Origin of the sequence: Mucilaginibacter corticis, assembly GCF_007558865.1 — a bacterium.
GTDB lineage: Bacteria > Bacteroidota > Bacteroidia > Sphingobacteriales > Sphingobacteriaceae > Mucilaginibacter > Mucilaginibacter corticis.
Genome location: NZ_VLPK01000003.1, coordinates 430,417 through 455,863, shown reverse-complemented (window position 1 = coordinate 455,863; position 25,447 = coordinate 430,417). Strand labels below are relative to the sequence as shown.

Genomic DNA, 25,447 nt, shown 5'->3' with positions numbered 1-25,447 from the left:
AGACCGGATAAAGTCTTAAGCAGGTTTTTCGTTTGCTTTTGCAAGGACATTTTTAACGCGGTCAACACCGGTAATTTCATAAGCGTATTCGTCGCCAATATCACTACCCATCACAATGTGGTCGTTGTTATAGTGCATCTGGCTTTTTACCCGGGTTAGTAAAGTGCCATGAATTTCTTTCACGCCGGTAAAAAGGATCAGGTCTGCAACATTTAATTCTGAAACGCCGCTGCCTGCCATGATGGAGATACGGCCATTTGCCTTTTTTACCAGGTCGGCAATTATGCGTGAACCTTCAATAGCGGTACTTCTGCCACCCGAGGTTAGGATACGGTCATATCCCATATCAATAATATCATCTAAAGCCTGCATTTGATCAACACACATATCAAACGCCCGGTGAAACGTAGCACCCAGCCCGGCCTTTTTTGCCAGCTGCACCAATTGTGTCGAGCGTTTTTTATCTATGGTTCCGTCGGCATTGAGTACGCCGGTTACAATACCGTCACAGCCGCAATCAATACAATACTGTATATCGGCAAGCATGGTTTCAAACTCGATATCGGTGTACAGGAAATCACTGCCCCGCGGACGAATCAATACATAAAGTTCTATATGAAGCTTTTTACGTGCAATTGAAATTTGACCCGGCGACGGTGTAACACCGCCTTCGTTCAGGTTTTCACAAAGCTCAACTCTTTGTGCGCCACCCTCCTGCGCCGCCATTGCCGACATAATCGAATTGGCGCATACCTCTAATAAGATCATTTGGTAGATAATTAGGGGGTTAATAATTTAGTTAAATATTAATCCTTCACTGTTTCGTAGAAACTCTCTCCCGGTATTATTAAATCTTGTTTTTTAGCATCACACACCGCATAGGTAAAACCTTTATGCAGTGCGTATGCGCCATATTCGCCTTTTTTATTAATCGCCAAAAATCCAACCTGGATCTCTTTTGATGTATCCGGTTTCCGTTTGATGATCCGTTTACAAGCTTCTTTACAAGCGTCAGTGGGCGAGTAGCCCTGGCGCATCAGTTCAACCACTAAAAAGCTGCCCACATTGCGGATCACCTCTTCGCCCACGCCGGTTGATGTCGCGCCGCCTACTTCGTTATCCACATATAGCCCGGCACCAATGATGGGGCTGTCGCCAACACGGCCATGCATTTTCCAGGCCATACCGCTGGTAGTACATGCGCCTGATATATTTCCCTTGGCATCAATAGCCAGCATACCAATGGTGTCATGGTTGTATTTGCCGCCGGGCATTTGGTTCTCGCTGTTCATTATTGGCTTATACTCATGCTTTATCAGCCACTCTTTCCATGCTTTTTCTGATTCAGGGGTCAGTAGTTTTTCTTTCTTAAAACCATGCTCAATAGCAAACTGGCGTGCGCCATCGCCAACCAACAAAACGTGGGGTGTTTTTTCCATCACCAAACGTGCTACCGATATAGGGTGGGCGATATTCTCCATACCTGCTACAGCACCACAGTTACCTTGTTCGTCCATGATACAGGCATCCAAAGTAACATGCCCGTCACGGTCAGGATAGCCCGCCCGGCCGACACTGTGGTTGTTCATATCCGCTTCGGGTACGCGCGCGCCTGCTTCAACAGCGTCAAGCGCGCGACCGCCTTTTTCTAAAATTTTCCAGGCTTCTTTATTGGCAGCAACACCAAAATCCCAGGTTGATATCACGATGGGCAGATTTGCCGGTGCATTGTGCAAAACAGATTTTGCCACACCCGATGCCGAAATTGCTGTAAGGGAAGCGCTTATAGAGGATAGTTTTATGAATTTTCTGCGGTTATACATAGTGCAATATAAAAAATTAGCGCCGTACAGCCATCAGGCCGTGCAGATAATTATAAAAAACACTAAATTATTCAGCAGGTTGGTCAAAATTTGCACCGCAATCTGTACAGATCCATGTTTTACGCAAATAAAAAGGATAAGTACTTAGTACAAACGATATCAAAATGCTAAACCAGTTCTTTTTTACGGATGCCGGGCCGTAATACACATTCTTTGATTTGCAATTAGGGCAGGTGATCAGTCCTTCTTCACCAGGTGCAATTTCAACATCTTCTGCCAGTATCGCTTTGCATTTTTCCAGATCGCGCTCAAATACTTTTATTTTGATGCCGCCTATGGCCTGGTTATAAAATGGATTTGCAGCAAGTGTATTATCATCGGCAATAAAGCATGGAATGTCATTAGCCTCTAACCGCCCGCGAATGATCTGGGCAAGCATTGGGTCGTAATAAGATTCGAGGGTTACAATTTTGTCTTCCATAATTAACGGTTAGGTTTAGCTAATGTAGTTAGTTTTTTTTAATTTGGCGGTAATGAATCGCATCGACCGCATATCGGCTATTTTAATTCAATTGCAATCACGCAGGGTTGTAAAAGCGTCTGATATTGCCGAGCGTTTCAATATCAGCCTGCGCACGGTTTATCGCGATGTAAAAACGCTGGAAGAAGCCGGCATCCCCTTAATTGGTGAAGCCGGGGTAGGGTATTCCATTATGGATGGCTACCGCCTACCACCGGTTATGTTTACCAAAGAAGAAGCTACCGCCTTCTTAACTGCCGAAAAATTTGTAGAGAAACTGACGGATACGTCGACATCGGCAAATTATAAATCGGCCATGTATAAGGTGAGGGCGATATTAAAAACTACTGAAAAGGATCTATTGGAAAGTATGGACGACCGGATAGCGGTTGTGAAAACGATTGAACGGCCTGTCACCGGCAATAACGACCATATTCAAACTATACTGAACAGCATAGCGTTGAAAAATGTCTTGTCGCTTAATTATTTTGCCCAGCATAGCCAGGAGCATACCAAACGCTTTGTTGAGCCTGTAGGCATATTTTACATGGCAGGCTTTTGGCATTTGATAGGTTATTGCCGCCTGCGCAATGATTACCGCGATTTCAGGATAGACCGGATAAAAAACCTGTCGATCACCGATGAATATTATACTGACGAACACCCATCCCTAAAGGACTACATCACTAAAAAGACCAAAGAAAAGGTACTTGACGCGGTAGTGATTGTGGTGGATAAAGCCATACACCCGCATCTTGAAAACCAAAAATATTTCAGCGGATTTATATCTGAAAAAACGGTTGGCGATGCTGTAGAAATGACCTTTTTAACTGAATCTTTAGAAGGTTTTGCGCGCTGGTACATGATGTATGGCGAACGCGCCGAAATAATTACGCCTGATAGTTTGAAAGACCGGGTGAGAGAACTTGCCGAGAAATTGATGCAACGGAATTTTAATTCGGTTGCATACTGAGTAATCGCCGTCGACTCACTCCGATCCCGATAGCTATCGGGACTTCGCTTGCCGGCACTCTCTTCCGCAAGCGGGAAAGAGGGCAAATAATCTAATTGAAAAAAATAAACCAATCCTCTTTCTGCCGAAGGCAAAGAGAGGGTGATCCAGCGAAGCGCAGATCGGGTGAGTAATCATAGATCAATTTATTTCCTGCTGACATACAGTTGTCAATAGCGGCCCTAATTTTGTGTTATCAAATAATTGGTAATATGGAAAACAGCACCCGGTATTGGATAACCGTTGTATCAAAAGATCACATAGCCGGTGGTTTTATGCAGGCTAATCATGGCAAGGCCGGTCCGCTAAGGCGTATGAAAGCGGGCGATTGGGTGATTTTTTATTCGCCCAAACAAACCTTTAAAGGCAATGAAGTTTGCCAGGCCTTTACCGCCATAGGGCAGGCAGCCGACAACGAGGTTTACCAGTGTAAAATGACCGAAGATTTTATACCTTTTCGCCGTAATATTAAATTCTACGAAGTCACACAAACACCCATAACTCCGCTTATTGACAAGCTTGATTTTATCCCCAATAAAAACTCGTGGGGATATCCGTTCCGTTTTGGTTTCTTTGAGATAAATCAGCACGATTTTGACTTGATAAAAACCGAAATGCTAAAAGAAAATACAACCATCATCAAACAATAAAGCTGTTTAAAAATTCTTAAATAAAAACAATCACCATGGCAAACATCAGTTTAAAAACATCCATTGACATTAAGGCCCCGGCGGCAAAAGTTTGGAAAGCATTAACAGATGCAGAAATTGTTAAGCAATATTTTTTTGGCACCGACCAAAAATCTGACTGGAAAACGGGCAGTGATATAACCTGGACCGGCGAATGGGAAGGTAAAACCTACCAGGATCACGGAAAGATTCTGGAGATAACGCCCGGCACCTACGTAAAATATAGCTATTGGAGCAGTATGAGCGGCACCGAAGATAAACCCGAAAACTACCAGAACGTAAGTTACAAGCTTACAGAAAAAGATGGGGTAACCATTTTAGAAATAGGCCAGGACAACATCAAAACCGAAGATGCCAAACAACATTCAGAACAAAACTGGCAGCATATTTTTGGTGCGATGAGGGATATGGTGGAAAGTGGTAAAGCGGACTAAGATAGCCCGGGTGTCATGCTGAGGCCTCGAAGCATGGGGGCAGGCCCGCGCGCTTACACTTCGAGTGCCTCAGTGTGACACCCTTTTTGTCTATCGTGCAAAACTTAACCGTTTACCACTCACATCTGTAGTAAACTTGCCATCACTCCAGGCCAGGTTGCCTGATACGATGGTGTGTTTGACAGTTGATTTAAAGGTTGTTCCTTCAAACGGGCTCCACTGGCATTTGTACAGAATATTGTCTTTATTTACCTGCCATGGTTTGTTCAGGTCTACCAGTACCAGGTCGGCAAAATAGCCTTCACGGATAAAGCCGCGTTTTTCAATCTCGAAGCAGATGGCTACGTTATGCGCCATTTTTTCGGCTATTTGTTCCAACGTTATTTTGCCGTGGTGGTATAGCTCAAGCATGGCCGGCAACGCGTGTTGTACCAACGGACCGCCTGACGGTGCCTGCAGGTAAGGCAGGGCTTTTTCTTCAATGGTATGGGGGGCATGGTCGGTTGCTATTACGTCTATCCGGCCATCCAATACTGCGGCTAAAATGCCATCGCGGTCGGCCTCGGTTTTTACAGCAGGGTTCCATTTTATCAGGTTGCCCTTTGTTTCATAATCCTTATTACTAAACCATAGATGGTGTACGCAGGCCTCGGCAGTAATGCGTTTGTCTTTTAACGGTGTGGTATTGTCAAAAAGATGCGTTTCTTTTTCTGTCGAGATATGCAGAATATGAAGCCTTGTGTTGTGTTTTTTTGCTAACGCGACAGCCATAGACGATGATAAATAGCAAGCCTCTTCGCTGCGGATCTTAGGGTGCAGCCTAACCGGGATGTTTTCGCCCAGTAGTTGTTTATAATGATTTAAATTGCTTTGAATGGTAGCCTCATCCTCGCAGTGGGTAGCAATCAGCATGGGCGCTTGTGCGAAAAGGTGCTCTAAAGTAACCGGGTTATCCACCAGCATATTCCCCGTTGATGAGCCCATGAAAACTTTAATGCCGCAAACGTTTTTTATGTCGGTGCGCAAAACTTCGTCGAGGTTGTTATTAGATGCGCCCATGAAAAACGAATAGTTAGCCAACGAATTTTGCGCAGCTATCTGGTATTTATCCTCTAATAATTCTTGCGTTAGTGTATTGGGTACTGTATTGGGCATCTCCATAAAAGAGGTGATACCCCCCGCCACAGCAGCGCGCGACTCTGAATGGATATTAGCTTTATGTGTCAGTCCCGGCTCGCGGAAATGCACCTGGTCGTCAATTGCGCCGGGCAATAAGTGTAAGCCTTCAGCATTAATGGTTTGATCTGCAGTCACGTTGATCTGCGGAGCGATCTTTTCTATCAGGCCATCTTTAACCAGGATGTCTGCGATAAATTGTTTGTTCTCGTTAACTACGGTTGCTGATTTGATGAGGATGGATGCCATGAGACAAATATAGTTTGAAAGAATCAGAATGTGTCAATCCTCATAAACTCAAAAATAAAATTAGTAACTTTGATTACGTTGATAATGATAAACTGGTATGAGAATAACAATAGAGATAGACAGTGATAAAGAGATGGAAAAATTATCTGCTTTGTTGAAGGCGTTTGACATAAATTCTGTTAATGTTTTGACGCATGAAGATATACCTGTAACCAACGGAGATAAAAATATCGATCCTATACCGTTATTTGGCATTTGGGCTAACAATCCACGTACCATAGAGGATATTCGTAACCAGGCCTGGAGTAGAAAAAACGGGTAATAAGCAATGGTGCTTTGTGATACCAATATTTTTATACATGCTTTTAATGGCAGACAAGACACAATTGATAAACTTCAAGAAATTGGATTAAGTCAGATAGCTGTTTCCGTCATTACTGTGATGGAGTTATATCAGGGAATGAGCAATAAAACAGAATTGGCTCAGATGAAAAAGAGAATGAAATATTATAATGTTGTGGCAATAGATAACAACACCTCTAATTTAGCTGCTGATTTTATAGAGCATTTCAAACTAAGCCATAATCTTCAAATACCCGATGCGATTATTGGCGCAACAGCAGTCGTTCATCAAATTCCGCTATTCACTTATAATGTAAAGGACTTTAATTTTTTACCGGATATTAAACTTATTTAATAAATGATATCGAGCACGTTATCTTTCCGTTAATCCAAAAACATCCGGATAAGTCAAAGCAGCCTTTAAAATAAAGTTAAGGGAATCTGTCACCCAAATCTCGCCGTTTAAAGCCATTTTTAAAACCTCGGGCGCAGGTTTGGTCAAAACCTGTATGTCTTCTGTCGCATCTAGTTTTTGTGCCGAATTAAACTCGGCATCAAAAAGTATGAAACCATAAGTTACCTGGTTAAGTTTGGTTGGATTATTGGCTATTTTGCCCAGCGATATCAGTTGATCAGCAGTTGCCCTGATCCCTGTTTCTTCTTCCAGTTCGTTCAATGCCGATTCAATGATGGTCTTATTTTTCTGTTGCATGCCGCCCGGCAGCTCTATTAAAATTTCGCCTAACGCGTGTTTATATTGTTTAACCAATACCACCTCGTTGTTTTTGGTAACAGCAAGAACCTGTGCCACATCGCCAAGCGGCGAGTAATAATAATCGTCAATAATACTACCGTTAGCCAGTTTAACAGTATGCTTAAGCAGCGGGAACCACGGGCTGGGGGATACATTCTGTTCGTTCAGTACGGTCCATTTTTGTATTTTGTTATCTGTCTGCATGGCGCTAAAATTAGGATTTTAAGCGCAGAAAAACCTTTAAGCTTTTAGCTTTCGCCTTTACCCTCAAAGAAAACCCTATCTTTGCGCCATGGCAGCAACATTTGAAGATTTTAAATTTAACAGGCAAATTTTAAATGCCATTGCCGATTCAGGTTATACCGAACCGACCCCTGTACAGCAAAAAGCTATTCCGCCGATATTGAACGGACAGGATGTAATGGGTATCGCCCAGACAGGCACGGGCAAAACTGCCGCCTACGTTTTGCCTATCATTATGCGGCTTAAATATGCGCAGGGTGATCATGCCCGTGCGCTCATCATAGCGCCAACGCGTGAACTGGCTATGCAGATAGAGGATAATGTCAAAGCCTATGCAAAGTATACTGATCTGCGCATTGTATCTGTTTACGGTGGCCTCGGTCCAAAAACACAGATCGAGATCATTAATAAAGGCGTGGATATTATCGTTGCCACGCCCGGCCGCTTTATGGACATTTACCTGGCAGGTCATATCGTTACTAAAACTTTGCAGGTGTTGGTGTTGGACGAAGCCGATAAGATGATGGATATGGGTTTTATGCCGCAGATAAACCGGATATTGGAGATAGTACCTTTAAAACGGCAAAACCTACTGTTTTCGGCTACCATGTCTGATAAGATCCATGAACTTTCGGCAAATTTCCTGGAGTTTCCTACGGTTATTGAGGTTACACCGCAGGCAACGCCGGCACAAACGGTTACGCAAAAAGTGTATCATGTGCCTAACATGAAAACCAAGATCAACCTGCTGCGCGAGTTGCTGAAGGACGAAGGCGATATAACCAAGTTGATGATCTTTTGCAAAACCCGCACCGCGGCAGAGGATGTATATAAGTTTTTACTCCGCAAGTTTGGCGAGGGGCAGGTAAGGGTGTTGCATGCTAACAAAGGGCAAAATACGCGTATCAATTCCATGAACGCTTTTAAAAACGACGAGGTGAAGATCCTGGTGGCTACAGATGTGGCGTCGCGCGGAATTGATGTGAGCGATGTGAGTCATGTGATCAATTTTGATGTGCCGGTTGTAATAGAAGACTATGTACACCGTATCGGTCGTACCGGCCGTGCGCTGCAATCGGGCGAAGCCATTACCTTTTGTAACCCTGCAGAAGAATATTATTTAAATAAGATCCAAAAGCTGATCAGGCAAACTATACCGGTATTTACCATACCCGACGAGGTTTTTGTTGAGGAAACACCTTACGAAGAACGCCAGGATCAGAATAAGGAAATTGATATGCAAAAGCGCCGTGAAGATCCTGATTTTAAGGGCGCTTTCCACGAAAAGAAAACATTAAATCAAAAGAAAAAATTCCAGGCTGAACGTGCCAAGCGTACCGGCGAGAATGGCCCACCAAAAAAAGGTAAGCCAAAGAATTTTAAAAAGAGACATTAAGAAAATACAAAATGTCATTTCGATGAGGAACGAGGAGAAATCTATACACGTGCTAATTGGCAATATATAGATTTCTCACTATGTTCGAAATGACAGCCGCTTTATCAGCATAACAAATGAAAACCAAAATTACCCCGCTAAACTTCGCCACCGCTTTTTTTCTGATTCTGTCAGTTTACGTTTGGATAAATGGCGCTGCCATTACGGGTATGAAGTTTCCGCATTTGGGTGGGGCCATTAGCCTGATATTTTTGCTGTTTGCCTTTGTAGTGTCATTTATGGATCTAATGTTCCGTAATTTCTTCCCCGAGCTTAAAAAGTTATGGCTGATTGAACTAAGCTTTATAACTTTGGCCGCAATACTATTTTTACTTGTTAAATAACTTAGATGAAAACCGCTGAAATAAAAGTAACCGTCGAACTTGACGAAAATAATGTGCCCGAAAATATCCTATGGGAATCAACCGACTCGACCAATAAAGAGGCTGTGCCTGTAAAATCAATGATGCTGGCCTTATGGGATCAAAGCTATAAAAACGCCTTGCGTATTGATCTTTGGACAAAAGATATGCCTGTCGACGAGATGAAAGTATTTTTTTACCAGACACTAATGACCATGGGCGACAGCTTTTTACGCGCCACCGGCGAAACCAATATCATAGAAGACCTGCGCGATTATTGCGCCCACTTCGCCGAAAAAATGGAGATCTCTAAATAAACCCGTTATGAGATTGCCATCGCTGATATCATTTATAGGCTTTGTTTTATTAATGGCCGGTACCTGGTGCCCGTTGCTTCGTCCTTTTCATCTCATGAATTGGGATGTTTATGATTTGAACCGGCCTTACGGTATGGTAGTATTGTTAATATCCGTAGTAGGCATATTGGGCGTAATATTAAACCAGATAAAACTGGTAAAACTTACCGGATGGATTTCGCTGGTTTTAGTGCTGTTATTGTTAGTGGCCGCGTTTATGAAAGTGCATGCCACTTTTAGTTTTATTCCTTTTAAATCATTCGCCGGATTTTTGGCAGGGCAGATCAAGTTTAAATGGGGCTGGTACTTGCTTTTTGCAGGCCCGGTTATCGCGCTTGCTGGATCAATGGTAAAAACATCAAAATATTCCAGGTAGCTCTATTTAAAAACGGTGGTTGACTAATAATTAATAAATTCAGCAGTTTACTTTCGCACAACGTAAATCAAATAGACTTTTTTTACATATTTGTAATACCAAACTATCTATAGATGCTAAAATTATCTTTCCGTAACCAGGTGTTAATAGGCTTTGCCGTGTCTATCGTACTTGTATTTATTGTTGGCATATTATCATACAACAGTATTGATCAATTAGAAAGCGACACCGTAATGGTTGATCACACTCAAAAGGTGATCAAAACATCAACCAACCTGCTGCAGCTTTTAATTGATGCCGAAACAGGTATGCGTGGCTATGGTGCTACCGACAAAAAGCTTTTTCTTGACCCGTACAACGCTGCTTTACCAAGCATTCACTCAGATCTGGAAGATTTAAGATCACTGATACCTGACAACCCTATACAGGTTAGACGGGTAGACTCTTTAACCCACCTGGTAAGTGATCAGCTAAATATCTTGAAGACCAATGTTGACGCGCGCGATACAAAAGGGCTTGACTACATGGTGCAAAATAACATGTTTGCCAATGGTAAGCAAAATATGGATAGTATCCGTAAGGTAATTGCACATGTTATTGATACTGAAAGCCAATTACTAAATGCGCGTAAAGCCAGCTCAAAAACAGCATCAACCAATGCTATTATATTTATAATTGTTGGCTGCATAATCTTCCTGTTCATTATTCTGTTCTTGTTCCGTTTTATCCAGGCATCGTTTGCTGCGCAAAAGAAAATAGAAGACGAAATTAAGATCACGAATATTGAACTGGAAAAAGTATTAAACGAAAACGAGGCTAAAAACTGGCTGCTCACCGGTACTGGTTTGCTCAACGAAACAATGCAGGGCCAGCAAAGCGAGAAAGAATTAGCCGGAAATATTTTATCAGAAGTATGTGATTATACCAAAGCTTTAACCGGTACCATATACCTGTATAATGATAAAGAAAGCCACCTGGATCTGTATTCAACATATGCGTTTTCAAACTTTAACGTAATTAAAAATACGGTTGCATTAGGCGAGGGCTGGATAGGCCAGGTTGCAAAAAACGGTAAGGCTGCTGTGGTAAAAGGCAAGCTTAATGATAAGCTTGAGCTTCAATCGTCGGTAGTATTTGACGGTGCGGTAGAGACCTATGTACTGCCTTTCTTTTTCGATAAAAAATTGAAAGGTGTTTTAGAAGTCGCTTTCAGCAATGAATTAAAAGATCATAACCGTAATTACCTGGAAATTATTGGTAATGATATAGGCATTGCCGTAAACACAGCGCAGGCCCGCACCATTATGCATGACCTGTTTGAAGAAACCCAGCAACAGGCAGAAGAATTGGCGGCACAGCAAGAGGAAATGCGTGTAACCAACGAAGAGCTGATGAATAAAACAGAAATGTTGGAAGCATCAGAAGAAGAGTTACGTGTACAACAGGAAGAATTGCGTACCATCAATGCCGAGTTGGAAGAAAAAGCAAGCCTGCTGGAAGAGAAGAACCAGGCTATTGAAGAAGCGCGTGCTGCCATCAACATTAAGGTTGAAGAGCTTGAAACTACCGGCAAATACAAATCTGAGTTTTTGGCTAACATGAGCCACGAGCTGCGTACGCCGCTAAACAGTATTTTGGTATTGGCGCGGATACTGAAAGATAACAAACCGGCTAACTTATCAGAAGACCAGATAAAATATGCCAGTGTGATCTTTAACGCCGGTAATGACCTGCTGACGCTGATTAATGATATTTTGGATCTGTCCAAAATTGAATCGGGCAAGTTAGATATGCAAAATGAGGACATTAAGGTATCAGAAATACTGGCTGATATGGAAAGCCTGTTTGCCGAGGTTGCTACCAACAAAAAAATCAAGTTTACAACAAGCGCTAAGAATATTGCCCCTACAGTATTTACAGATAAAGTAAGGGTTGAGCAGGTGATCAAAAACCTGTTATCAAACGCGTTTAAATTTACACCTGACGGTGGATCTATAGCCATAAATGTCGAGCCGGGTAAATCGCCGCAAACCATAAGTTTCGCTGTGCGCGACTCGGGTATAGGTATCCCCGCTGATAAACAAAAACTGATCTTTGAAGCATTTCAACAGGCTGATGGCTCAACCAGCCGTAAGTATGGTGGCACAGGCTTGGGCCTATCTATAAGCCGTGAATTGGCCGCTTTATTGGGTGGTGCAATTACACTGCAAAGTAAGCAAGGCGAGGGCAGCGAGTTTACATTGACCATACCTGTAAAAGCCAAAGACGTTGCCGCAACTCATGAAGAAGAACTGCCAACAGTTGAAACTTTCAAGCCTGAAAAAGAAATACTGAAACCGGTTAAAAAGTTACCGGTAAATCATGGCCGCGATCCTTTGGTAGTGATTGTTGAAGACGATAAGAATTTTGCCAATATCTTGCAGGATTACTCGCGCGATCATGGTTATAAATCGGTCATTGTGAATGAAGGTACCACCGCGGTGCAGACCGTTAAGGACAATATGCCGGACGCGGTAATACTGGATATTATGCTGCCGGGTAAAGATGGATGGCAAATCCTGAAAGAATTAAAAGACGATCCTGAAACTGCCGGGATTCCGGTACACCTCATGTCGGCAGGCGATGCCGCGGCTACCAGGGTACGAAAAGAAGGTGCTATAAGCTTCCTTAAAAAGCCAATTGATACAGGTACGCTTGATAAACTGTTTGGCGATATTATGGCCAATAGCGGTACCAAATTCAAACAGATATTATTGGTTGAAGATCATAAAGCGCAAAGCCAGGCACTGAAAGAAATGATGCAGGCAAACGGCATTACGGTAGACCAGGCCTTTGATGGTGAGTCGGCCTTTAAGATGCTGCATGATAACGAATACCAGTGCGTGATACTTGACCTTAACCTGCCTGATATTTCAGGCCTTGACCTATTGGATAAGATCAAGGAGGTTGAGCGTTTTGCATCATTGCCTGTTATTGTGAACACTGCTATGGAGCTTGACAAGACATCGGTAAGCCGTTTGATGAAATATGCAAACGCTATGGTGGTAAAAACCAATAAATCGTCAGATAGGCTGATAGATGAAGTAAACCTGTTTTTAAATAAAATAAGTACCACACCGCAACAAACTGGTACAACTATTGGTACGCCTGTAAATAAAATTACAGCAGTGTCAGGAAAAGACGGAGTTAAAGGCAAAAAAGTATTGATAGTTGACGATGATATGCGTAACATCTTTGCGTTAAGCAGTGCTTTACAAGGCTATGATATGAATGTGGAGATAGCCGGCGACGGCGAAGAAGCCATTGCCAAACTGGAAGAGATGAGCGACATTGATATTGTATTAATGGATATCATGATGCCAAAGATGGACGGTTACGAGGCCACGCGATATATCAGGAAACAAAGTAAATGGGCCAGATTGCCAGTTATCGCGTTAACTGCAAAGGCTATGAAGGATGATCGTGAAAAATGTATTGAGGCAGGTGCAAACGATTATATTACAAAACCTGTTGATATGGATAGACTGATTGCATTAATGCAATTATGGCTTGATAAATAACATGCATGATACCGCCGAAACGATAACAGCCCCACAGGTAACCGAGGTCATTGACCTGGTAAAACAGATCTATGGGTTTGACTTTGGCAGTTATACCAAAGCATCGTTAAAAAGAAGAATGACCAGGATCATGCAGCTGAAAAAGCTGCAGTTTTATGATCTGAAACATACGCTGGTAAATGACAATGGTTTCTTTCAGCAGTTTTTAGAAGAGATCACGGTAAATGTTACCGAGATGTTTCGCGATCCTACTTTTTATTCGTCTTTCAACAAGCAGGTAATACCATACCTGGCATCATATCAGCATGCCAAGATCTGGTGTGCTGGCTGCTCATCAGGAGAAGAAGCTTATTCACTTGCGATACTACTACAACAAGCCGGTTTGCGAAAGAAATCATTTATATACGGTACAGATATTAATACAGAATGCCTTAAAGAAGCAAGAAAAGGTATTTATAGCCTGCGCAAAATAAAAAGTTATGCAGAAAATTACCAGCTTGCAGGGCTTGAAGGATCTATAACAGATCACTTTACCATACTGTATGACGCGGCCAGTATCCACAGCGAATTGAAACAAAATACGCTGTTTTCGGTTCATAATTTAGTATCAGACAATGTGTTTAACGAATTTCAGCTGATAACTTGCCGTAATGTGTTCATCTATTTTGAAATAGCATTACAGGAGCGGATACTTGATCTGTTTTACAAAAGCCTGGCGCCACTTGGTTTTTTATGCCTGGGCGCCAAAGAGACCATCCGCTCAGACAATTTCAGGAAGAAGTTTAAGGTAATTAATCAAAAAGAAAATATATATCAAAAAATTGGCTCTTGATGATAACATAATACAACGCTGGCGCAATACAGAACTGCTTCTGCTGGGTGGTTCTGCCGGTTCGTTCAAGCCAATTTACCAATGCGTAAAATTATTTCCTAAAAATTTAAACAAGACCGTAATAATTATAATTCACAGAAAAAAAAACTTTTTTAGTGAGATAGAAAAACTGTTTGCCGATAATAGCCGTATGTTGATGAGAGAAGTTACGGATAAGGACGTTTTAAATAAAAATACTATATACATCGCGCCTGCCAACTACCATACCCTAATTGAAAAGGACAAGTCTTTTAGTTTAGATGTATCTGAGGCCGTTTGGTATTCAAAGCCATCAATTGATGTAACTTTTGAAAGCGCTTCAGAAATCTATAAAAATCGATGTACAGCAGTTCTATTTTCAGGCGCAAACGCCGATGGCGCAGAAGGACTGCTAAAATTACGTAAAAACGGTTCGTTAACCATAGCCCAGGATCCGGATGATGCTGAAATGAAAGAAATGCCGCAGGCTGCTATCAATAAAAACGCGGCAGAATACATCTTGAACACGAAGGATATATTTGAACTTTTTCAGAAATAATATTAAAAAACTAACGTTTATAATTGCAAATGCCCACCCCTGTAAATATCCTTATTGTTGACGACAGAGAAGAAAATATTGTTGCGCTTGAGGCACTGTTAAGCCGAAACGACATAAAACTTTTCACCACCACATCGCCAAACGATGGCCTTAAAATCGCATGGGAAAATAATATTGCCATAGCACTTGTCGACGTTCAAATGCCCGAGATGGATGGTTTTGAGTTTGTAGAAATGCTAAAATCAAACCCGCGCACCAAGGATATATTGGTATTGTTTGTTACCGCGATATCAAAAGATGCCAAATATGCCGTTAAAGGCTTAGGTGTCGGCGCGGTTGATTATCTGTACAAACCGCTTGACCCTTATGTAACTGCTGCTAAGGTAGATTCATTTATACAGCTTGCCCGCGCGCAGGCCGAGGTAAAACAAAAAAATGATGAGCTTGAAAATTTTGCTTTGGTGGTAAAAAACTCGGCTGATATTATTTGTGTTGTCGATGCCGAAACACTACGTGTAAAAAGCATTAACCCGGCTGTTGAAACCATACTCGGCTTTAGACCGGTTGAGATGATCGGCAAAAGCATCATTGACGCGGTTGTTGAAGAAGATAAGCTGCCTTTCCGTAAACGCCTGGGTGAGATCATAAAAGAAAACCTTAGCCTGGCAGTTTTAGATTATCAGTTTGCTACTTTCTCAAAGGCCCCCATATTTGTGGAATGCCGTGTAGCGTATCGCAACAAAACATTGTTTTTTAATATCAATGATATTACGCCGCAAAAAAGTTATGAGAACCAGTTGATCAAATCAAAAGAACTGGCCGAGTACGGTAAGAAAACAAAAGAAACTTTCCTGGCTAACATGAGCCATGAATTGCGTACGCCCATTAACGGTATTATAGGATTAACTTCTTTGCTGCGCAAAACACATATAAATGATCAGCAAAGCAATATGCTTGATCTGTTAGAGGTTTCTTCGCAATCATTGCTTGGCGTGATCAATGATGTGTTGGATATCTCAAAGATTGATGCCGGGAAATTCAGTATTATCAGATCACCCAATAAACTTTCAGACCTGGTTGACTCCGTATATCGTTTGCTTAAATTTAAAGCTGATGAAGAAGGTGTAGAGTTCTTTTTGGATATGGATCCCACTATCCCTGAGTATCTGATGATAGATTCATTGAGATTGAACCAGATCCTGATGAACCTGTTAAGTAATGCTATTAAGTTTACCAAGCGCGGGCATGTTAAGCTCAAAGTAAAGATGCTTGATAAAAAAACAGATGGCGTACAGCTTCAGTTTGAGGTGGAAGATACCGGTATCGGTATCCCCGCACATCGTTTGGATGATATTTTTGAGTCTTTTGAACAGGCCTCAGATGATACGGCTGCAAAATATGGCGGTACAGGCTTAGGTTTAGCCATAGTAAAAAAACTGGCCCATCTTAAAGGCGGTGATCTTACTGTGGTGAGCAGGCCCGGCAGCGGCAGTACCTTTACTTTTACTAATTGGTACACCATTGCAAATAAACCAAAAAATGAAAAAGCGATAGTTGCAGATGAAGACTTCACACCGTTTACCAACGTGAAAATCCTTGTCGCTGAAGATAATCTGGTTAACCAGTTTTTCTTATCAAAAATTTTAGAGGATTGGGATGCGCATGTTGAGATTGTAAACAGCGGTGTTAAAGTACTTGAAAAACTAAAAGAAAAAGACTTCGATATCATATTGATGGATACGCACATGCCGGAAATGAATGGTTACCAGGCTACCAAAAAAATAAGGATCGAATTTGATGAGCCTAAACGCAGCATTCCAATAATTTCATTGTCGGCCGCGTCATTTGATTATGAGCAGCAGGAAGCTTTAGATTCAGGTATGGATGATGTGTTACCAAAGCCATTTCAATCTGCTCAACTGCACAAAAAAATAGAAAACTTATTGGTTAAAAGGCCAGTTTAGTCTGGCCTATACCCATAATTTTAGCTTCATGTTCAAGCAGCCATTGCTTGCGCCATAAGCCGCCCGCGTAACCGGTAAGGCTGCCGTTTGAGCCGATAACCCGGTGACAGGGTACAACAACCCAAAGGTTGTTCTTACCATTTGCCGACGCGATAGCGCGGATAGCCAGCGGGCTTTTCATCCGTTGAGATTGCTGGTTATAACTGATAGTGGTTCCGTAATCTATTTTTAACAGTTCCTGCCAAACCTGTTGCTGAAAATCAGTGCCTGCCTGTTTTATCGGGAAATCAAATACCTTGCGTGTGCCTGCAAAATATTCGTCCATTTGTTTTACAACCTCTTTTAGTAAAGGTGTTTCTGCCGGGGTAGGCTCGTGTTCTTCATCCAAAATATGTACCCGGCTTATAAAGCCATCTTCTTCTGTTATCGAGCAAATGCCCACGGGCGTTTTATAATAGGTAACTGGCATAATGTAAAATTACTTCCTTTTTAACTAATCACCAATTAACTAATCTCTAATCACTATTTTTACCCCATGAAACTCTTTGACCAAACGTGGGAGCTTTTTAAAAAAGAAGTAGTGCTGGAGTGGCGATCAAAATACGCGTTTAACGGCGTGTTGCTGTATGTAGTTTCTACGGTGTTTATATGTTATATATCTTTTAACCTAACACCGGGTTTTGATAAAAGCCAGGGCTATAAAGTGGTGTGGAATGTGCTGTTCTGGATCATTATTTTGTTTGCATCGGTTAACGCTATAGCCAAAAGTTTTATGCAGGAGAGTAAGAACAGGTTGCTGTACTATTACTCAATTGCCAGCCCGCACGCTATTATCCTTTCAAAAACTATTTACAATATTTTGCTGATGTCGTTACTCAGCACATTGGCATTGATAGTTTACCTGCTTTTTTTTACCAATACCATTGGCGATCCGTTGTTTTATTTCCTGGTAGTGATTTTGGGCAGTATCAGTTTTTCTACTGTGTTTACCATGATATCTGCCATCGCGTCAAAAGCGGGCAATAACGGTACTTTAATGGCTATATTGAGTTTTCCGGTTATTATCCCTGTTATTTTAATGCTGATCCGCCTGAGCAAAAATGCTATGGACGGCATTGAGCGTAGCCTGAGCTATGGCGATATAGGAGCGCTTTGCGCCATAAACGCGATAGTGATAGCAACAGCTTTATTACTCTTTCCATATTTATGGCGAGATTAACAATACTAACACCCGATGTGCGTTTTAATAAACTTTAAAACAAGCGTATAATTCTTCCGCATGAAATTATTCCGAATAATGTTTTTGATGTTGCTGCCTGTAATTACCCTGGCGCAAAATGTAGCGATAACAGGTAAAATATCTGCAGCAGATACAAAAACGCCGATAGCCGGGGCAAGTGTTTTTCTAAGCAATTCGTCTTTTGGCACCTCGACGGATAAGGATGGGGCATTTACCCTGAACGGGCTTAAGCCGGGTCAGTATAACCTGGTAGTTTCTACCGTAGGCTATGAAGATCATTCAGAGGTAGTCACATTAAACAATAATCCTGTTAACTTAAATATCGAATTGTCGCCAAAAACTACCCAGCTAAAAGAGGTTGTTATATCAGGTATTTCAAAAGCCGATAAAAAGAAGGCCCTTGACCAATTTAAACTGGATTTTATAGGTACGGATGATAATGCCCAGGATTGTAAAATAACTAACCCGCAGGTATTGAATTTTAGTTATACAGAAAATAAAACCGTTCTTGAGGCTTATACCAACGAGTTTTTGATCGTTGAAAACCATGCTTTAGGTTACCGGGTTAAGTTTCTCCTTAAAAACTTTAAAAGCGAATTACTTACCGGTAATGTAGTTTACAGTGGTAACGAAGTTTTTGAAGAATTGCCCGGCCGGGGCTATGAAATAAAAAAATGGCACCAAAAGCGTGATGAAGCTTATTATGGCTCGGCCATGCATTTTTACAGGTCGCTTTTTAAAGATAGCCTGGAAGATGCAGGATTCAAGATCTACCGCTTGCGCCGCGAGATTAACACCAAACGCCCTGCCGATGATGTGATACAGCAAAATTTGGAAAAAGCCAAAGATGCTAAGGACGATTCATTTTTATATTGGACACAGATGCAAAAAGCATCGCACTACACTCATCAAAAGTTTCTTGGGCCGTTTGCTGTGAAAGATATTGTTCATAGTTCGGACAAACCGGGGTTAACCAACGTTTCGTTCCCTGATCATTTATATGTAGTGTACACCATGCGCTGGGACGATACTTATTACAGGGATGTATACCATGTTCCTCATGATCTGAGCTATCCCACAACCATTGTAAGCCTGATAAATGGCAACACCAATATAACCCTTGATGGTAACGGAACGGTTGTAGGCAATAGCCCTTTATATGAAGGTAACTGGTCAAAGGCCCGGATCTCTGTATTATTACCGGTTGATTACACCCCCTATAACAAACAGCCCCAAGTTCCATTAAGTAAAGATTAGAACGAGATTAGAATGTCTGTATTTAACATTTTTTATGTTTCTTTTGATCAATAATTTAGCGGTAAATGTTTTAATTAGCGTTTTTTAAAAAAACCTTAATGTCAATTTATCTATGCGGTTTTTCCGGTTAGTGGTATGGTGTATTTTGTTGCCTGTTTTTACTGTCGCGCAAAGTGTAAGCATTACCGGTAAGATCGTAACAAAAGAGTCTAAATCGCCTGTAGCAAGGGCAAGTGTTTTTTTAAGCAACTCATCATTCGGCACCATCAGTGCTAACGACGGTACATTCGAATTAGCTAAGCTTAGACCGGGCCAATATACCCTTGTGGTAACTGCGGTTGGATTTGAAGACTTTGTTAAAAAGGTGCAGGTAGGGGACGAGTCCATAAACGTGGATGTTGAAATGCAGCCCAAGACCATCCAGTTAAGAGAGGTGGTGATATCAACCAACAGTAAAGCAGACTGGCGAAGAAATTTCGAGCAATTTAAAAAAGAATTTATAGGTACGGATGAGAACGCGAAGCTTTGCCAAATCCTGAATCCCGATGCTTTATACTTTACCTACAGCAAAAGAAAACTGATCTTAGAGGCTGAGACCGATAAGTTTTTAGTGATAGAAAACCGCGGCCTTGGCTACAGGGTTAAGTTTTTACTCAAGGATTTTAAAAGTGACGGCGTTGCAAACATAATCACCTATGGTGGCGAACGGTTGTTTGAAGATCTGCCGGGTTCGCCCGGTCAAAAAAAGCTTTGGGCTAAAAATCGTGATATTGCTTATTATGGATCGGCAATGCATTTTTACCGGTCGTTGTATACAGATAAATTGAAAGAAGAGGGGTTTGAAGTACACCGATTAACCAGGTACCTTAACCCCACCCGCCCGTCTGATGAGGTGATCCGCCAGAAAATAAACAAATTCAAAAGTATTAACCGTATTGATTCTGCCAATCATTGGGTTGAGATAGCTAATCTCTCAAAATATTATATGGACCGGCTTACGCAGATCCCTTATTTTTCATTCGAGCTATTGAGGTCCACACCAACACCTGGTATATATGCCATAACCTTCCCAAATTACTTGTACGTAATGTACACCCGCAAACGTGATGAGGCTAATTACAAAGATATTTTCAGGCCGCTGGATATGCCTAATTATGAGATAAGTGTAATTACGCTGCCTGACAATAAAAATCCTTATGCTTTATTTGATAAAAATGGCATAGTGATAAACGGTGAGCCGCTTTATGAAGGTACCTGGAGCCAGTCGCGCTTATCAGAGCTGTTGCCGGTTGATTATGTGCCGACGCAAAGCTTTGACGACACACAACATAAATAAGCGGTCAATACAAATTATTACTACATTTGCCAACTAATCAACATGAAATTTATATATCAAACTTGGTGGAAGGTACTGGTAGTATTGCTGATACTCTCTACGTTTATAACCGGTTTAATACTGCCTGTTCCTAAGTTACCCGTTCTTCACGAAACTATAAGGAACCTGTACTTCCACGTACCTATGTGGATGGGGATGCTATCTGTATTTTCGATCTCGGTGTACTTTAGCATCAAATATTTAAATACAGGTAAAGAAGAGTATGACCTGGCAGCTGTTGAATGTGTAAATACCGGTCTCGTATTTTTTACCATGGGGTTGATAACCGGTATGATGTGGGCCAAATATACCTGGGGAGAGTTTTGGAGCGGTGATCCTAAGCAAAATAGCGCCGCCATAGCCTTTTTACTGTATTGCGCATACCTGGTATTACGCAACTCGATAGACGAAGAACAAAAGCGGGCAAAGATCTCTGCCATTTACAACATATTCGCTTTCCCGATAATGATCGTGCTGATATTTGTGTTGCCACGGTTAACAGATTCATTGCACCCGGGCAGCGGCGGTAACCCTGCATTTGGTAAATATGATTTGGATAACGGTATGAAACTGGCTTTTTATCCTGCTATGATGGGTTGGAGCTTTATGGCAGTTTGGATTGCCACCTTGCGTTACCGTATCCGTTTAATTGAGAACAAAAGAAACAACATAAATTAAATGAAGAAGTCACTTATCTTATTATTACTACTCCTGTCTTTCGTGACAACTTTTGCACAACAACCACAGTCTGTTGAAATGGCCGATGCATTTCGCAGCTCGGGTAAAATATATGTTGTTATAGCTACAATTGTTATAATTTTTGCCGGATTATCAATTTACCTGTTCTCAATAGACCGTCGGTTAAAAAAAATCGAAAAAGAAAAATAGCCTGAAAAATAGTCCGTAGCTGTTTAAACATAGTTTTCATACTGTTGTTGATATAAGTATACTGTCATCAGTGATAATAAATTGCGATTTTGATAAAATATGTATCAAATTTGCATCGTTTATTAACAAATTCATATTTATAACATCGAGCTATGGCTACCATTAATTCATCATCCTTAACCCTGGATACTCATTTCTTTGCTGATGTATGCAGCAATTTTGACTACGCCGCACAATTTACCAAACACGACGCCGGTTTATTAGACCAGATAAAATCATGCAACAGCGTTTACCGCTTCCGTTTCCCTATCCGCAGGGGTAATGGTTTTGAAGTGATAGATGCCTGGCGCGTAGAGCACTCGCACCACCAGTCACCAACAAAGGGCGGTATCCGCTACAGCGAAATGGTAAACGAAGACGAGGTAATGGCACTTGCCGCGCTAATGACCTACAAGTGCGCTATTGTTAATGTTCCTTTTGGTGGTGCAAAGGGCGGTATAAAAATAAATCCGAAAAACTACACCGTACAAGAACTTGAGAATATTACCCGCCGCTATACGGTAGAACTGATCAAGAAAAACTTTATAGGCCCCAGTATTGACGTGCCTGCACCTGATTATGGATCGGGCGAGCGCGAAATGAGCTGGATAGCCGACACCTATGCTACCATGAATCCCGGCCAATTAGATGCCATGGGCGCAGTCACCGGAAAGCCTATAGCATTGCATGGCATACAGGGTCGCCGCGAAGCTACCGGCAGGGGCGTGGCCATTGCCGCGCGCGAATGTGTAAGCGTGGCCGAGGATATGCAGAAGATAGGTTTAACACCCGGCATCTCCGGCAAAAAGGTTATTGTGCAGGGCTTAGGTAATGTGGGTTATTATTCTGCCAAGTTCCTTGCCGAGTTTGGCGCTTTGATAGTTGGCTTGTGCGAATTCGAGGGCGCTATTTATAATGAAGACGGCCTGGATGTTGAAGCTGTTTTTCAGCACCGTAAAGCAACCGGCTCAATATTGGGTTACCCCGGTGCTAAAAAAGAATTTAAAAACACCCTGGAAGGCCTGGAGCAGCCTTGCGATATCCTGGTGCCTGCCGCTTTAGAGAACCAGTTAACCGTTAGCAATATCCGCAACATAAAGGCGAAGGTTATTGTAGAGGGTGCCAACGGTCCGACCAGTCCTGAAGCCGAAACCATATTTTACCAGATGGGCGGTTTAGTAGTGCCGGATATGTACGCTAATGCCGGCGGTGTTACCGTGTCTTATTTCGAGTGGTTAAAAAATCTGTCGCATGTGGCATTTGGCCGTATCAACCGCAGGTTTGAAGAAAACTCAAACCTTAACCTGGTAAACATGGTTGAGGGAATTACCGGCCTTGCTTTAACCCCGCTTCAGCGCGCCACCATAGTTAAAGGCGCGTCAGAATTAGAGCTGGTAAACTCAGGACTGGAAGACACCATGATCCGCTCATACCACGAGATAAGAGAGGTTTATAAATCAAATGAAAAAATAGACGGCCTGCGCACCGCGGCCCTGGTTGGCGTTATTAATAAAATAGCAGTATCATACCAAAACTTAGGTATCTGGCCATAAAAAGAAGATCAAATGTAAAGACAAACAGGGGTAGGCTTATCAGTCTGCCCTTTTTTACTGCCGGGCAACGGTTTTTAGTTAGCTAACGTATTAACTAAAAAGAGGATACGTAAACAAATGTTTTCGTAAATTCATACTGTTAAGCCAATTATAGTGACCAGGTACCTGTTTGTCTTATTCTTGTTGATAAGTATGAGGGCGTTTGCTCAATTACCGCCTAATATCGGCTTTGAGGATGGCTCTTTTAACTATTGGAATTGTGCTGCGGGTAGGGTAGTTGTAAACGCCGATTCAACCTCAAGCACTGTTCTTGTGGGCGCCTCCAACCCAATTCCGGGCCGTCATACCGTATTCGGTAAGCTTGATGCTGCCGGTAAAATTGATTATTATGGTGGTTTCCCGGTCCTTTGCCCCAATGGCAGTAACTATTCTATCAGGTTAGGCAATGATTCGGCCGGTGCCCAGGCTGAAAGGGTTTCTTACAGTTTTGTTGTACCTGCTGAAGCATATTCCTATAGCATCAACTTTAACTACGCGGTAGTTTTGCAAAACCCGCCGCATAAATTTTTTGAACAGCCCCGGTTTACTGCTCGCATTTATGATGTTACAGATGATAAGTATGCTGATTGTCCATCGTTTGATTTTGTGGCCGGCTCTGAGTTGCCGGGCTTTCAGCTATCTAAGCGTGTACTAAAAGATAGTGACGGTACACCCGCGCCCGTTTATTTCAAAAACTGGTCAACCGCAAGTTTAGATATGCGGCTTTATGCAGGTAAAAAAATGCGGATTGAATTTACAACCAACGACTGTACCTTTCACAAACACTTTGGCTACGCATACCTTGATATTGATGAAGCAAACCAGGCACAACCTATAGGTGGTAATGCATATTGTGAGGGAGAGAAGGAAATTATTTTAAAAGGACCGGTGGGTTTTTTAGATTACAAATGGTATAACGGCGACATGACAGAAGAACTAGGATCGGGCCAAACGCTGGAGATCTCGCCGCCACCGCCTGATTTAACTAAAATTGCTTTAAAGATTACGCCTTACCCTGACGTTGGCTGCGAAGACATATTGTACACTGTCATCAATAAAATATCCAACGGCTATAAGTTAAATTTGGTAGATACTGTAAGTGGATGCCCTGAAACGGGTGTCGACTTAACGGCGCCCTATATAACTGCGGGGAGCACACCCGGTTTAACATATAGCTATTTTTCTGACGTAGCAGGTACACCCATCCCTGACCCCAAAAGGGTGGCCTTACCCGGTACTTATTTTATACAAGGGCTTAGTCCGGATGGTTGTACCGTTACGCTGCCTACACATGTTAAGTTAACGGCTCCCTTTATAAAAGTTAATCAGCCGTCGCCTGTAAGGTATCCGGATACTTTTGATATTACCACAGCTTTTGACAGGGTTGATAGCCTGACCTATAGTTATTACATGGATGCCTCCGCTACCATACCGATTAAGAATTATACGGCCATTGATAAAACAGGGAGATATTATATTAAGGTTGAAAATAAATTGGGATGTGTAAGCATTGCAAGTGTTGATATTACTATTTTACCTCCATTACCTTATGTTATTGCCGCTCCCAATTTGTTTACACCCAATAACGACGGGGTGAATGATACATTTAGTTTACACATTGAAGGCTTTGTGCAGTTTAATAACCTGAATGTATATAACAGGTACGGGCAGTTGGTTTACAACGCTAAGTCGCAGGCCGATCTTTGGAATGGTAATTTAAATAACCGCCCCTTGCCTGACGGTACTTACTATTGGCTGTTTACCGGACTGGATACCTACTATCATACCAAGATCACCAAAAGCGGATATGTAGAAATTATCCGGTAGTATTAAGATTGATTCTAAATAGTATATATCGCTAGCAATAAACATTATTCCCTGTACGTTTTGTACTTTTGTAAACTTTTGTTACAGGAAATAAACCATAAATGAAAAAATCTTCCATATTTGGCCTTGTTGTTATAGCTATTGCTATAGCTGTTATCATAAGTGTTTACTCTAACTCAAGCACTTACGGCTCATTTAAAGATGCTGCCAATACCAATAGCGAACTGCATGTAGTAGGTCATCTTAATAAAGATAAAAAATTAGTATATGACGCTACCAAGGATGCCAACTATTTTTCTTTTTATATGAAAGATAATAACGGCGAGGAATGTAAGGTGGTGTTTACCGGCTCTAAACCACAGGATTTTGAACGATCAGAGCAAATTGTTTTGACCGGGAAAATGGAAGGTAACGAATTTCATGCAATGCATATATTGATGAAATGCCCATCTAAATACACCAAAGATCAGGTAGAAATTACAGAGGCCAAAGCTAAACAGGCCAGCATATAACATATTATTTTTA

27 protein-coding genes are annotated in these 25,447 nt (G+C 41.8%); 21 read left to right on the top strand and 6 right to left on the bottom strand.

Features of this window, described 5'->3' with window-relative positions:
• Nucleotides 1–15: 15 nt before the first annotated feature.
• The 3 genes from FO440_RS17355 to FO440_RS17345 form a co-directional block, all read right to left on the bottom strand.
• A complete protein-coding gene (locus FO440_RS17355) occupies nt 16–768 on the bottom strand; it encodes a copper homeostasis protein CutC (RefSeq protein ID WP_144249548.1) in 753 nt (250 codons plus the stop codon).
• A 38-nt stretch (nt 769–806) separates the two neighbouring features.
• A complete protein-coding gene (locus tag FO440_RS17350; protein ID WP_144249547.1) occupies nt 807–1,823 on the bottom strand; it encodes a N(4)-(beta-N-acetylglucosaminyl)-L-asparaginase in 1,017 nt (338 codons plus the stop codon).
• Nucleotides 1,824–1,890: 67 nt separating this feature from the next.
• Entirely contained in the window at nt 1,891–2,304 is a 414-nt protein-coding gene (locus FO440_RS17345) for a putative signal transducing protein (protein ID WP_144249546.1), read from the bottom strand.
• A 52-nt stretch (nt 2,305–2,356) separates the two neighbouring features.
• On the opposite strand from FO440_RS17345, the gene FO440_RS17340 reads away from it, so the two are divergent.
• The 3 genes from FO440_RS17340 to FO440_RS17330 all read left to right on the top strand — a co-directional run bounded on the left by FO440_RS17340 (nt 2,357) and on the right by FO440_RS17330 (nt 4,478).
• The gene (locus FO440_RS17340; RefSeq protein ID WP_144249545.1) at nt 2,357–3,316 is read left to right on the top strand and encodes a helix-turn-helix transcriptional regulator; all 960 of its coding nucleotides are present in this window, start codon (nt 2,357–2,359) and stop codon (nt 3,314–3,316) included.
• Between the two features lie 251 nt (nt 3,317–3,567).
• The gene (locus FO440_RS17335) at nt 3,568–4,005 is read left to right on the top strand and encodes an EVE domain-containing protein (protein WP_144249544.1); all 438 of its coding nucleotides are present in this window, start codon (nt 3,568–3,570) and stop codon (nt 4,003–4,005) included.
• 35 nt (nt 4,006–4,040) lie between these two features.
• Nucleotides 4,041–4,478 (top strand): SRPBCC family protein, encoded by a 438-nt coding sequence (locus FO440_RS17330; protein ID WP_144249543.1) that lies wholly within the window; start codon nt 4,041–4,043, stop codon nt 4,476–4,478.
• A 90-nt stretch (nt 4,479–4,568) separates the two neighbouring features.
• Here the strand turns inward: FO440_RS17330 and FO440_RS17325 are convergent, their stop codons facing one another.
• Nucleotides 4,569–5,903: a dihydroorotase gene (locus tag FO440_RS17325; RefSeq protein WP_144249542.1), complete on the bottom strand. Its 1,335-nt coding sequence runs from the start codon at nt 5,901–5,903 to the stop codon at nt 4,569–4,571.
• A gap of 97 nt (nt 5,904–6,000) precedes the next feature.
• On the opposite strand from FO440_RS17325, the gene FO440_RS17320 reads away from it, so the two are divergent.
• Nucleotides 6,001–6,225, top strand: coding sequence for a hypothetical protein (locus FO440_RS17320; RefSeq protein WP_144249541.1), 225 nt, complete (start codon nt 6,001–6,003; stop codon nt 6,223–6,225).
• A 6-nt stretch (nt 6,226–6,231) separates the two neighbouring features.
• A complete protein-coding gene (locus tag FO440_RS17315) occupies nt 6,232–6,600 on the top strand; it encodes a type II toxin-antitoxin system VapC family toxin (protein ID WP_144249540.1) in 369 nt (122 codons plus the stop codon).
• Between the two features lie 18 nt (nt 6,601–6,618).
• Here the strand turns inward: FO440_RS17315 and FO440_RS17310 are convergent, their stop codons facing one another.
• Nucleotides 6,619–7,203, bottom strand: coding sequence for an NUDIX hydrolase (locus tag FO440_RS17310; RefSeq protein ID WP_144249539.1), 585 nt, complete (start codon nt 7,201–7,203; stop codon nt 6,619–6,621).
• Nucleotides 7,204–7,291: 88 nt separating this feature from the next.
• Between FO440_RS17310 and FO440_RS17305 the strand changes: the two genes are divergently transcribed.
• From FO440_RS17305 to FO440_RS17270, 8 genes are all read left to right on the top strand, one after another.
• Nucleotides 7,292–8,638, top strand: coding sequence for a DEAD/DEAH box helicase (locus FO440_RS17305; RefSeq protein ID WP_144249538.1), 1,347 nt, complete (start codon nt 7,292–7,294; stop codon nt 8,636–8,638).
• A 116-nt stretch (nt 8,639–8,754) separates the two neighbouring features.
• Nucleotides 8,755–9,021: a hypothetical protein gene (locus tag FO440_RS17300; RefSeq protein WP_144249537.1), complete on the top strand. Its 267-nt coding sequence runs from the start codon at nt 8,755–8,757 to the stop codon at nt 9,019–9,021.
• A 5-nt stretch (nt 9,022–9,026) separates the two neighbouring features.
• On the top strand, nt 9,027–9,356 hold the full coding sequence (gene gldC, locus FO440_RS17295) for a gliding motility protein GldC (protein ID WP_144249536.1): 330 nt from the start codon (nt 9,027–9,029) through the stop codon (nt 9,354–9,356).
• A 7-nt stretch (nt 9,357–9,363) separates the two neighbouring features.
• Nucleotides 9,364–9,771 carry a hypothetical protein gene (locus tag FO440_RS17290; protein WP_144249535.1) on the top strand — a complete coding sequence of 136 codons (408 nt, stop codon included), beginning with the start codon at nt 9,364–9,366 and terminating at the stop codon, nt 9,769–9,771.
• A gap of 113 nt (nt 9,772–9,884) precedes the next feature.
• Nucleotides 9,885–13,331, top strand: a complete 3,447-nt coding sequence (locus tag FO440_RS17285; protein WP_144249534.1) for a response regulator — start codon at nt 9,885–9,887, stop codon at nt 13,329–13,331.
• 1 nt (nt 13,332) lies between these two features.
• On the top strand, nt 13,333–14,163 hold the full coding sequence (locus FO440_RS17280; protein ID WP_144249533.1) for a CheR family methyltransferase: 831 nt from the start codon (nt 13,333–13,335) through the stop codon (nt 14,161–14,163).
• Nucleotides 14,153–14,740 (top strand): chemotaxis protein CheB, encoded by a 588-nt coding sequence (locus FO440_RS17275; RefSeq protein ID WP_186292712.1) that lies wholly within the window; start codon nt 14,153–14,155, stop codon nt 14,738–14,740. The genes FO440_RS17280 and FO440_RS17275 overlap by 11 nt, the downstream gene beginning before the upstream one ends.
• A 29-nt stretch (nt 14,741–14,769) precedes the next feature.
• Nucleotides 14,770–16,704, top strand: coding sequence for a hybrid sensor histidine kinase/response regulator (locus tag FO440_RS17270; RefSeq protein ID WP_144249531.1), 1,935 nt, complete (start codon nt 14,770–14,772; stop codon nt 16,702–16,704).
• Here FO440_RS17270 and FO440_RS17265 read toward each other — a convergent pair.
• Nucleotides 16,688–17,173 carry a methylated-DNA--[protein]-cysteine S-methyltransferase gene (locus tag FO440_RS17265; protein ID WP_144249530.1) on the bottom strand — a complete coding sequence of 162 codons (486 nt, stop codon included), beginning with the start codon at nt 17,171–17,173 and terminating at the stop codon, nt 16,688–16,690. The two genes, FO440_RS17270 and FO440_RS17265, sit on opposite strands and share 17 nt — an antisense overlap.
• A gap of 66 nt (nt 17,174–17,239) precedes the next feature.
• On the opposite strand from FO440_RS17265, the gene FO440_RS17260 reads away from it, so the two are divergent.
• From FO440_RS17260 to FO440_RS17225, 8 genes are all read left to right on the top strand, one after another.
• Entirely contained in the window at nt 17,240–17,923 is a 684-nt protein-coding gene (locus FO440_RS17260; protein WP_144249529.1) for a heme exporter protein CcmB, read from the top strand.
• A 60-nt stretch (nt 17,924–17,983) separates the two neighbouring features.
• A complete protein-coding gene (locus FO440_RS17255) occupies nt 17,984–19,201 on the top strand; it encodes a carboxypeptidase-like regulatory domain-containing protein (RefSeq protein WP_144249528.1) in 1,218 nt (405 codons plus the stop codon).
• Between the two features lie 112 nt (nt 19,202–19,313).
• Nucleotides 19,314–20,537, top strand: a complete 1,224-nt coding sequence (locus tag FO440_RS17250; protein WP_144249527.1) for a carboxypeptidase-like regulatory domain-containing protein — start codon at nt 19,314–19,316, stop codon at nt 20,535–20,537.
• A 42-nt stretch (nt 20,538–20,579) separates the two neighbouring features.
• On the top strand, nt 20,580–21,254 hold the full coding sequence (locus FO440_RS17245; RefSeq protein WP_144249526.1) for a cytochrome c biogenesis protein: 675 nt from the start codon (nt 20,580–20,582) through the stop codon (nt 21,252–21,254).
• Nucleotides 21,255–21,464 (top strand): CcmD family protein, encoded by a 210-nt coding sequence (locus FO440_RS17240; RefSeq protein ID WP_144249525.1) that lies wholly within the window; start codon nt 21,255–21,257, stop codon nt 21,462–21,464.
• A 152-nt stretch (nt 21,465–21,616) separates the two neighbouring features.
• Complete coding sequence (locus tag FO440_RS17235; protein ID WP_144249524.1) at nt 21,617–23,056, top strand: Glu/Leu/Phe/Val family dehydrogenase; 1,440 nt, start codon at nt 21,617–21,619, stop codon at nt 23,054–23,056.
• Nucleotides 23,057–23,248: 192 nt separating this feature from the next.
• Complete coding sequence (locus tag FO440_RS17230; RefSeq protein ID WP_144249523.1) at nt 23,249–24,922, top strand: gliding motility-associated C-terminal domain-containing protein; 1,674 nt, start codon at nt 23,249–23,251, stop codon at nt 24,920–24,922.
• Nucleotides 24,923–25,023: 101 nt separating this feature from the next.
• Nucleotides 25,024–25,434 (top strand): cytochrome c maturation protein CcmE domain-containing protein, encoded by a 411-nt coding sequence (locus FO440_RS17225; protein ID WP_144249522.1) that lies wholly within the window; start codon nt 25,024–25,026, stop codon nt 25,432–25,434.
• Nucleotides 25,435–25,447: the final 13 nt, after the last annotated feature.

Excerpts from the sequence above, each read along its gene's own strand:
- FO440_RS17315 (WP_144249540.1), top strand. The coding sequence starts at position 6,232 with ATGGTGCTTTGTGATACCAATATTTTTATACATGCTTTTAATGGCAGA.
- FO440_RS17265 (WP_144249530.1), bottom strand. The coding sequence starts at position 17,173 with ATGCCAGTTACCTATTATAAAACGCCCGTGGGCATTTGCTCGATAACA.
- FO440_RS17325 (WP_144249542.1), bottom strand. The coding sequence starts at position 5,903 with ATGGCATCCATCCTCATCAAATCAGCAACCGTAGTTAACGAGAACAAA.
- FO440_RS17230 (WP_144249523.1), top strand. The coding sequence starts at position 23,249 with ATGAGGGCGTTTGCTCAATTACCGCCTAATATCGGCTTTGAGGATGGC.
- FO440_RS17245 (WP_144249526.1), top strand. The coding sequence starts at position 20,580 with ATGAAATTTATATATCAAACTTGGTGGAAGGTACTGGTAGTATTGCTG.
- FO440_RS17235 (WP_144249524.1), top strand. The coding sequence starts at position 21,617 with ATGGCTACCATTAATTCATCATCCTTAACCCTGGATACTCATTTCTTT.
- FO440_RS17305 (WP_144249538.1), top strand. The coding sequence starts at position 7,292 with ATGGCAGCAACATTTGAAGATTTTAAATTTAACAGGCAAATTTTAAAT.
- FO440_RS17280 (WP_144249533.1), top strand. The coding sequence starts at position 13,333 with ATGCATGATACCGCCGAAACGATAACAGCCCCACAGGTAACCGAGGTC.
- FO440_RS17240 (WP_144249525.1), top strand. The coding sequence starts at position 21,255 with ATGAAGAAGTCACTTATCTTATTATTACTACTCCTGTCTTTCGTGACA.
- FO440_RS17340 (WP_144249545.1), top strand. The coding sequence starts at position 2,357 with ATGAATCGCATCGACCGCATATCGGCTATTTTAATTCAATTGCAATCA.
- FO440_RS17250 (WP_144249527.1), top strand. The coding sequence starts at position 19,314 with ATGCGGTTTTTCCGGTTAGTGGTATGGTGTATTTTGTTGCCTGTTTTT.
- FO440_RS17290 (WP_144249535.1), top strand. The coding sequence starts at position 9,364 with ATGAGATTGCCATCGCTGATATCATTTATAGGCTTTGTTTTATTAATG.
- FO440_RS17255 (WP_144249528.1), top strand. The coding sequence starts at position 17,984 with ATGAAATTATTCCGAATAATGTTTTTGATGTTGCTGCCTGTAATTACC.
- FO440_RS17260 (WP_144249529.1), top strand. The coding sequence starts at position 17,240 with ATGAAACTCTTTGACCAAACGTGGGAGCTTTTTAAAAAAGAAGTAGTG.
- FO440_RS17285 (WP_144249534.1), top strand. The coding sequence starts at position 9,885 with ATGCTAAAATTATCTTTCCGTAACCAGGTGTTAATAGGCTTTGCCGTG.
- FO440_RS17330 (WP_144249543.1), top strand. The coding sequence starts at position 4,041 with ATGGCAAACATCAGTTTAAAAACATCCATTGACATTAAGGCCCCGGCG.
- FO440_RS17225 (WP_144249522.1), top strand. The coding sequence starts at position 25,024 with ATGAAAAAATCTTCCATATTTGGCCTTGTTGTTATAGCTATTGCTATA.
- FO440_RS17345 (WP_144249546.1), bottom strand. The coding sequence starts at position 2,304 with ATGGAAGACAAAATTGTAACCCTCGAATCTTATTACGACCCAATGCTT.
- FO440_RS17320 (WP_144249541.1), top strand. The coding sequence starts at position 6,001 with ATGAGAATAACAATAGAGATAGACAGTGATAAAGAGATGGAAAAATTA.
- FO440_RS17310 (WP_144249539.1), bottom strand. The coding sequence starts at position 7,203 with ATGCAGACAGATAACAAAATACAAAAATGGACCGTACTGAACGAACAG.
- gldC (WP_144249536.1), top strand. The coding sequence starts at position 9,027 with ATGAAAACCGCTGAAATAAAAGTAACCGTCGAACTTGACGAAAATAAT.
- FO440_RS17335 (WP_144249544.1), top strand. The coding sequence starts at position 3,568 with ATGGAAAACAGCACCCGGTATTGGATAACCGTTGTATCAAAAGATCAC.
- FO440_RS17270 (WP_144249531.1), top strand. The coding sequence starts at position 14,770 with ATGCCCACCCCTGTAAATATCCTTATTGTTGACGACAGAGAAGAAAAT.
- FO440_RS17355 (WP_144249548.1), bottom strand. The coding sequence starts at position 768 with ATGATCTTATTAGAGGTATGCGCCAATTCGATTATGTCGGCAATGGCG.
- FO440_RS17350 (WP_144249547.1), bottom strand. The coding sequence starts at position 1,823 with ATGTATAACCGCAGAAAATTCATAAAACTATCCTCTATAAGCGCTTCC.
- FO440_RS17300 (WP_144249537.1), top strand. The coding sequence starts at position 8,755 with ATGAAAACCAAAATTACCCCGCTAAACTTCGCCACCGCTTTTTTTCTG.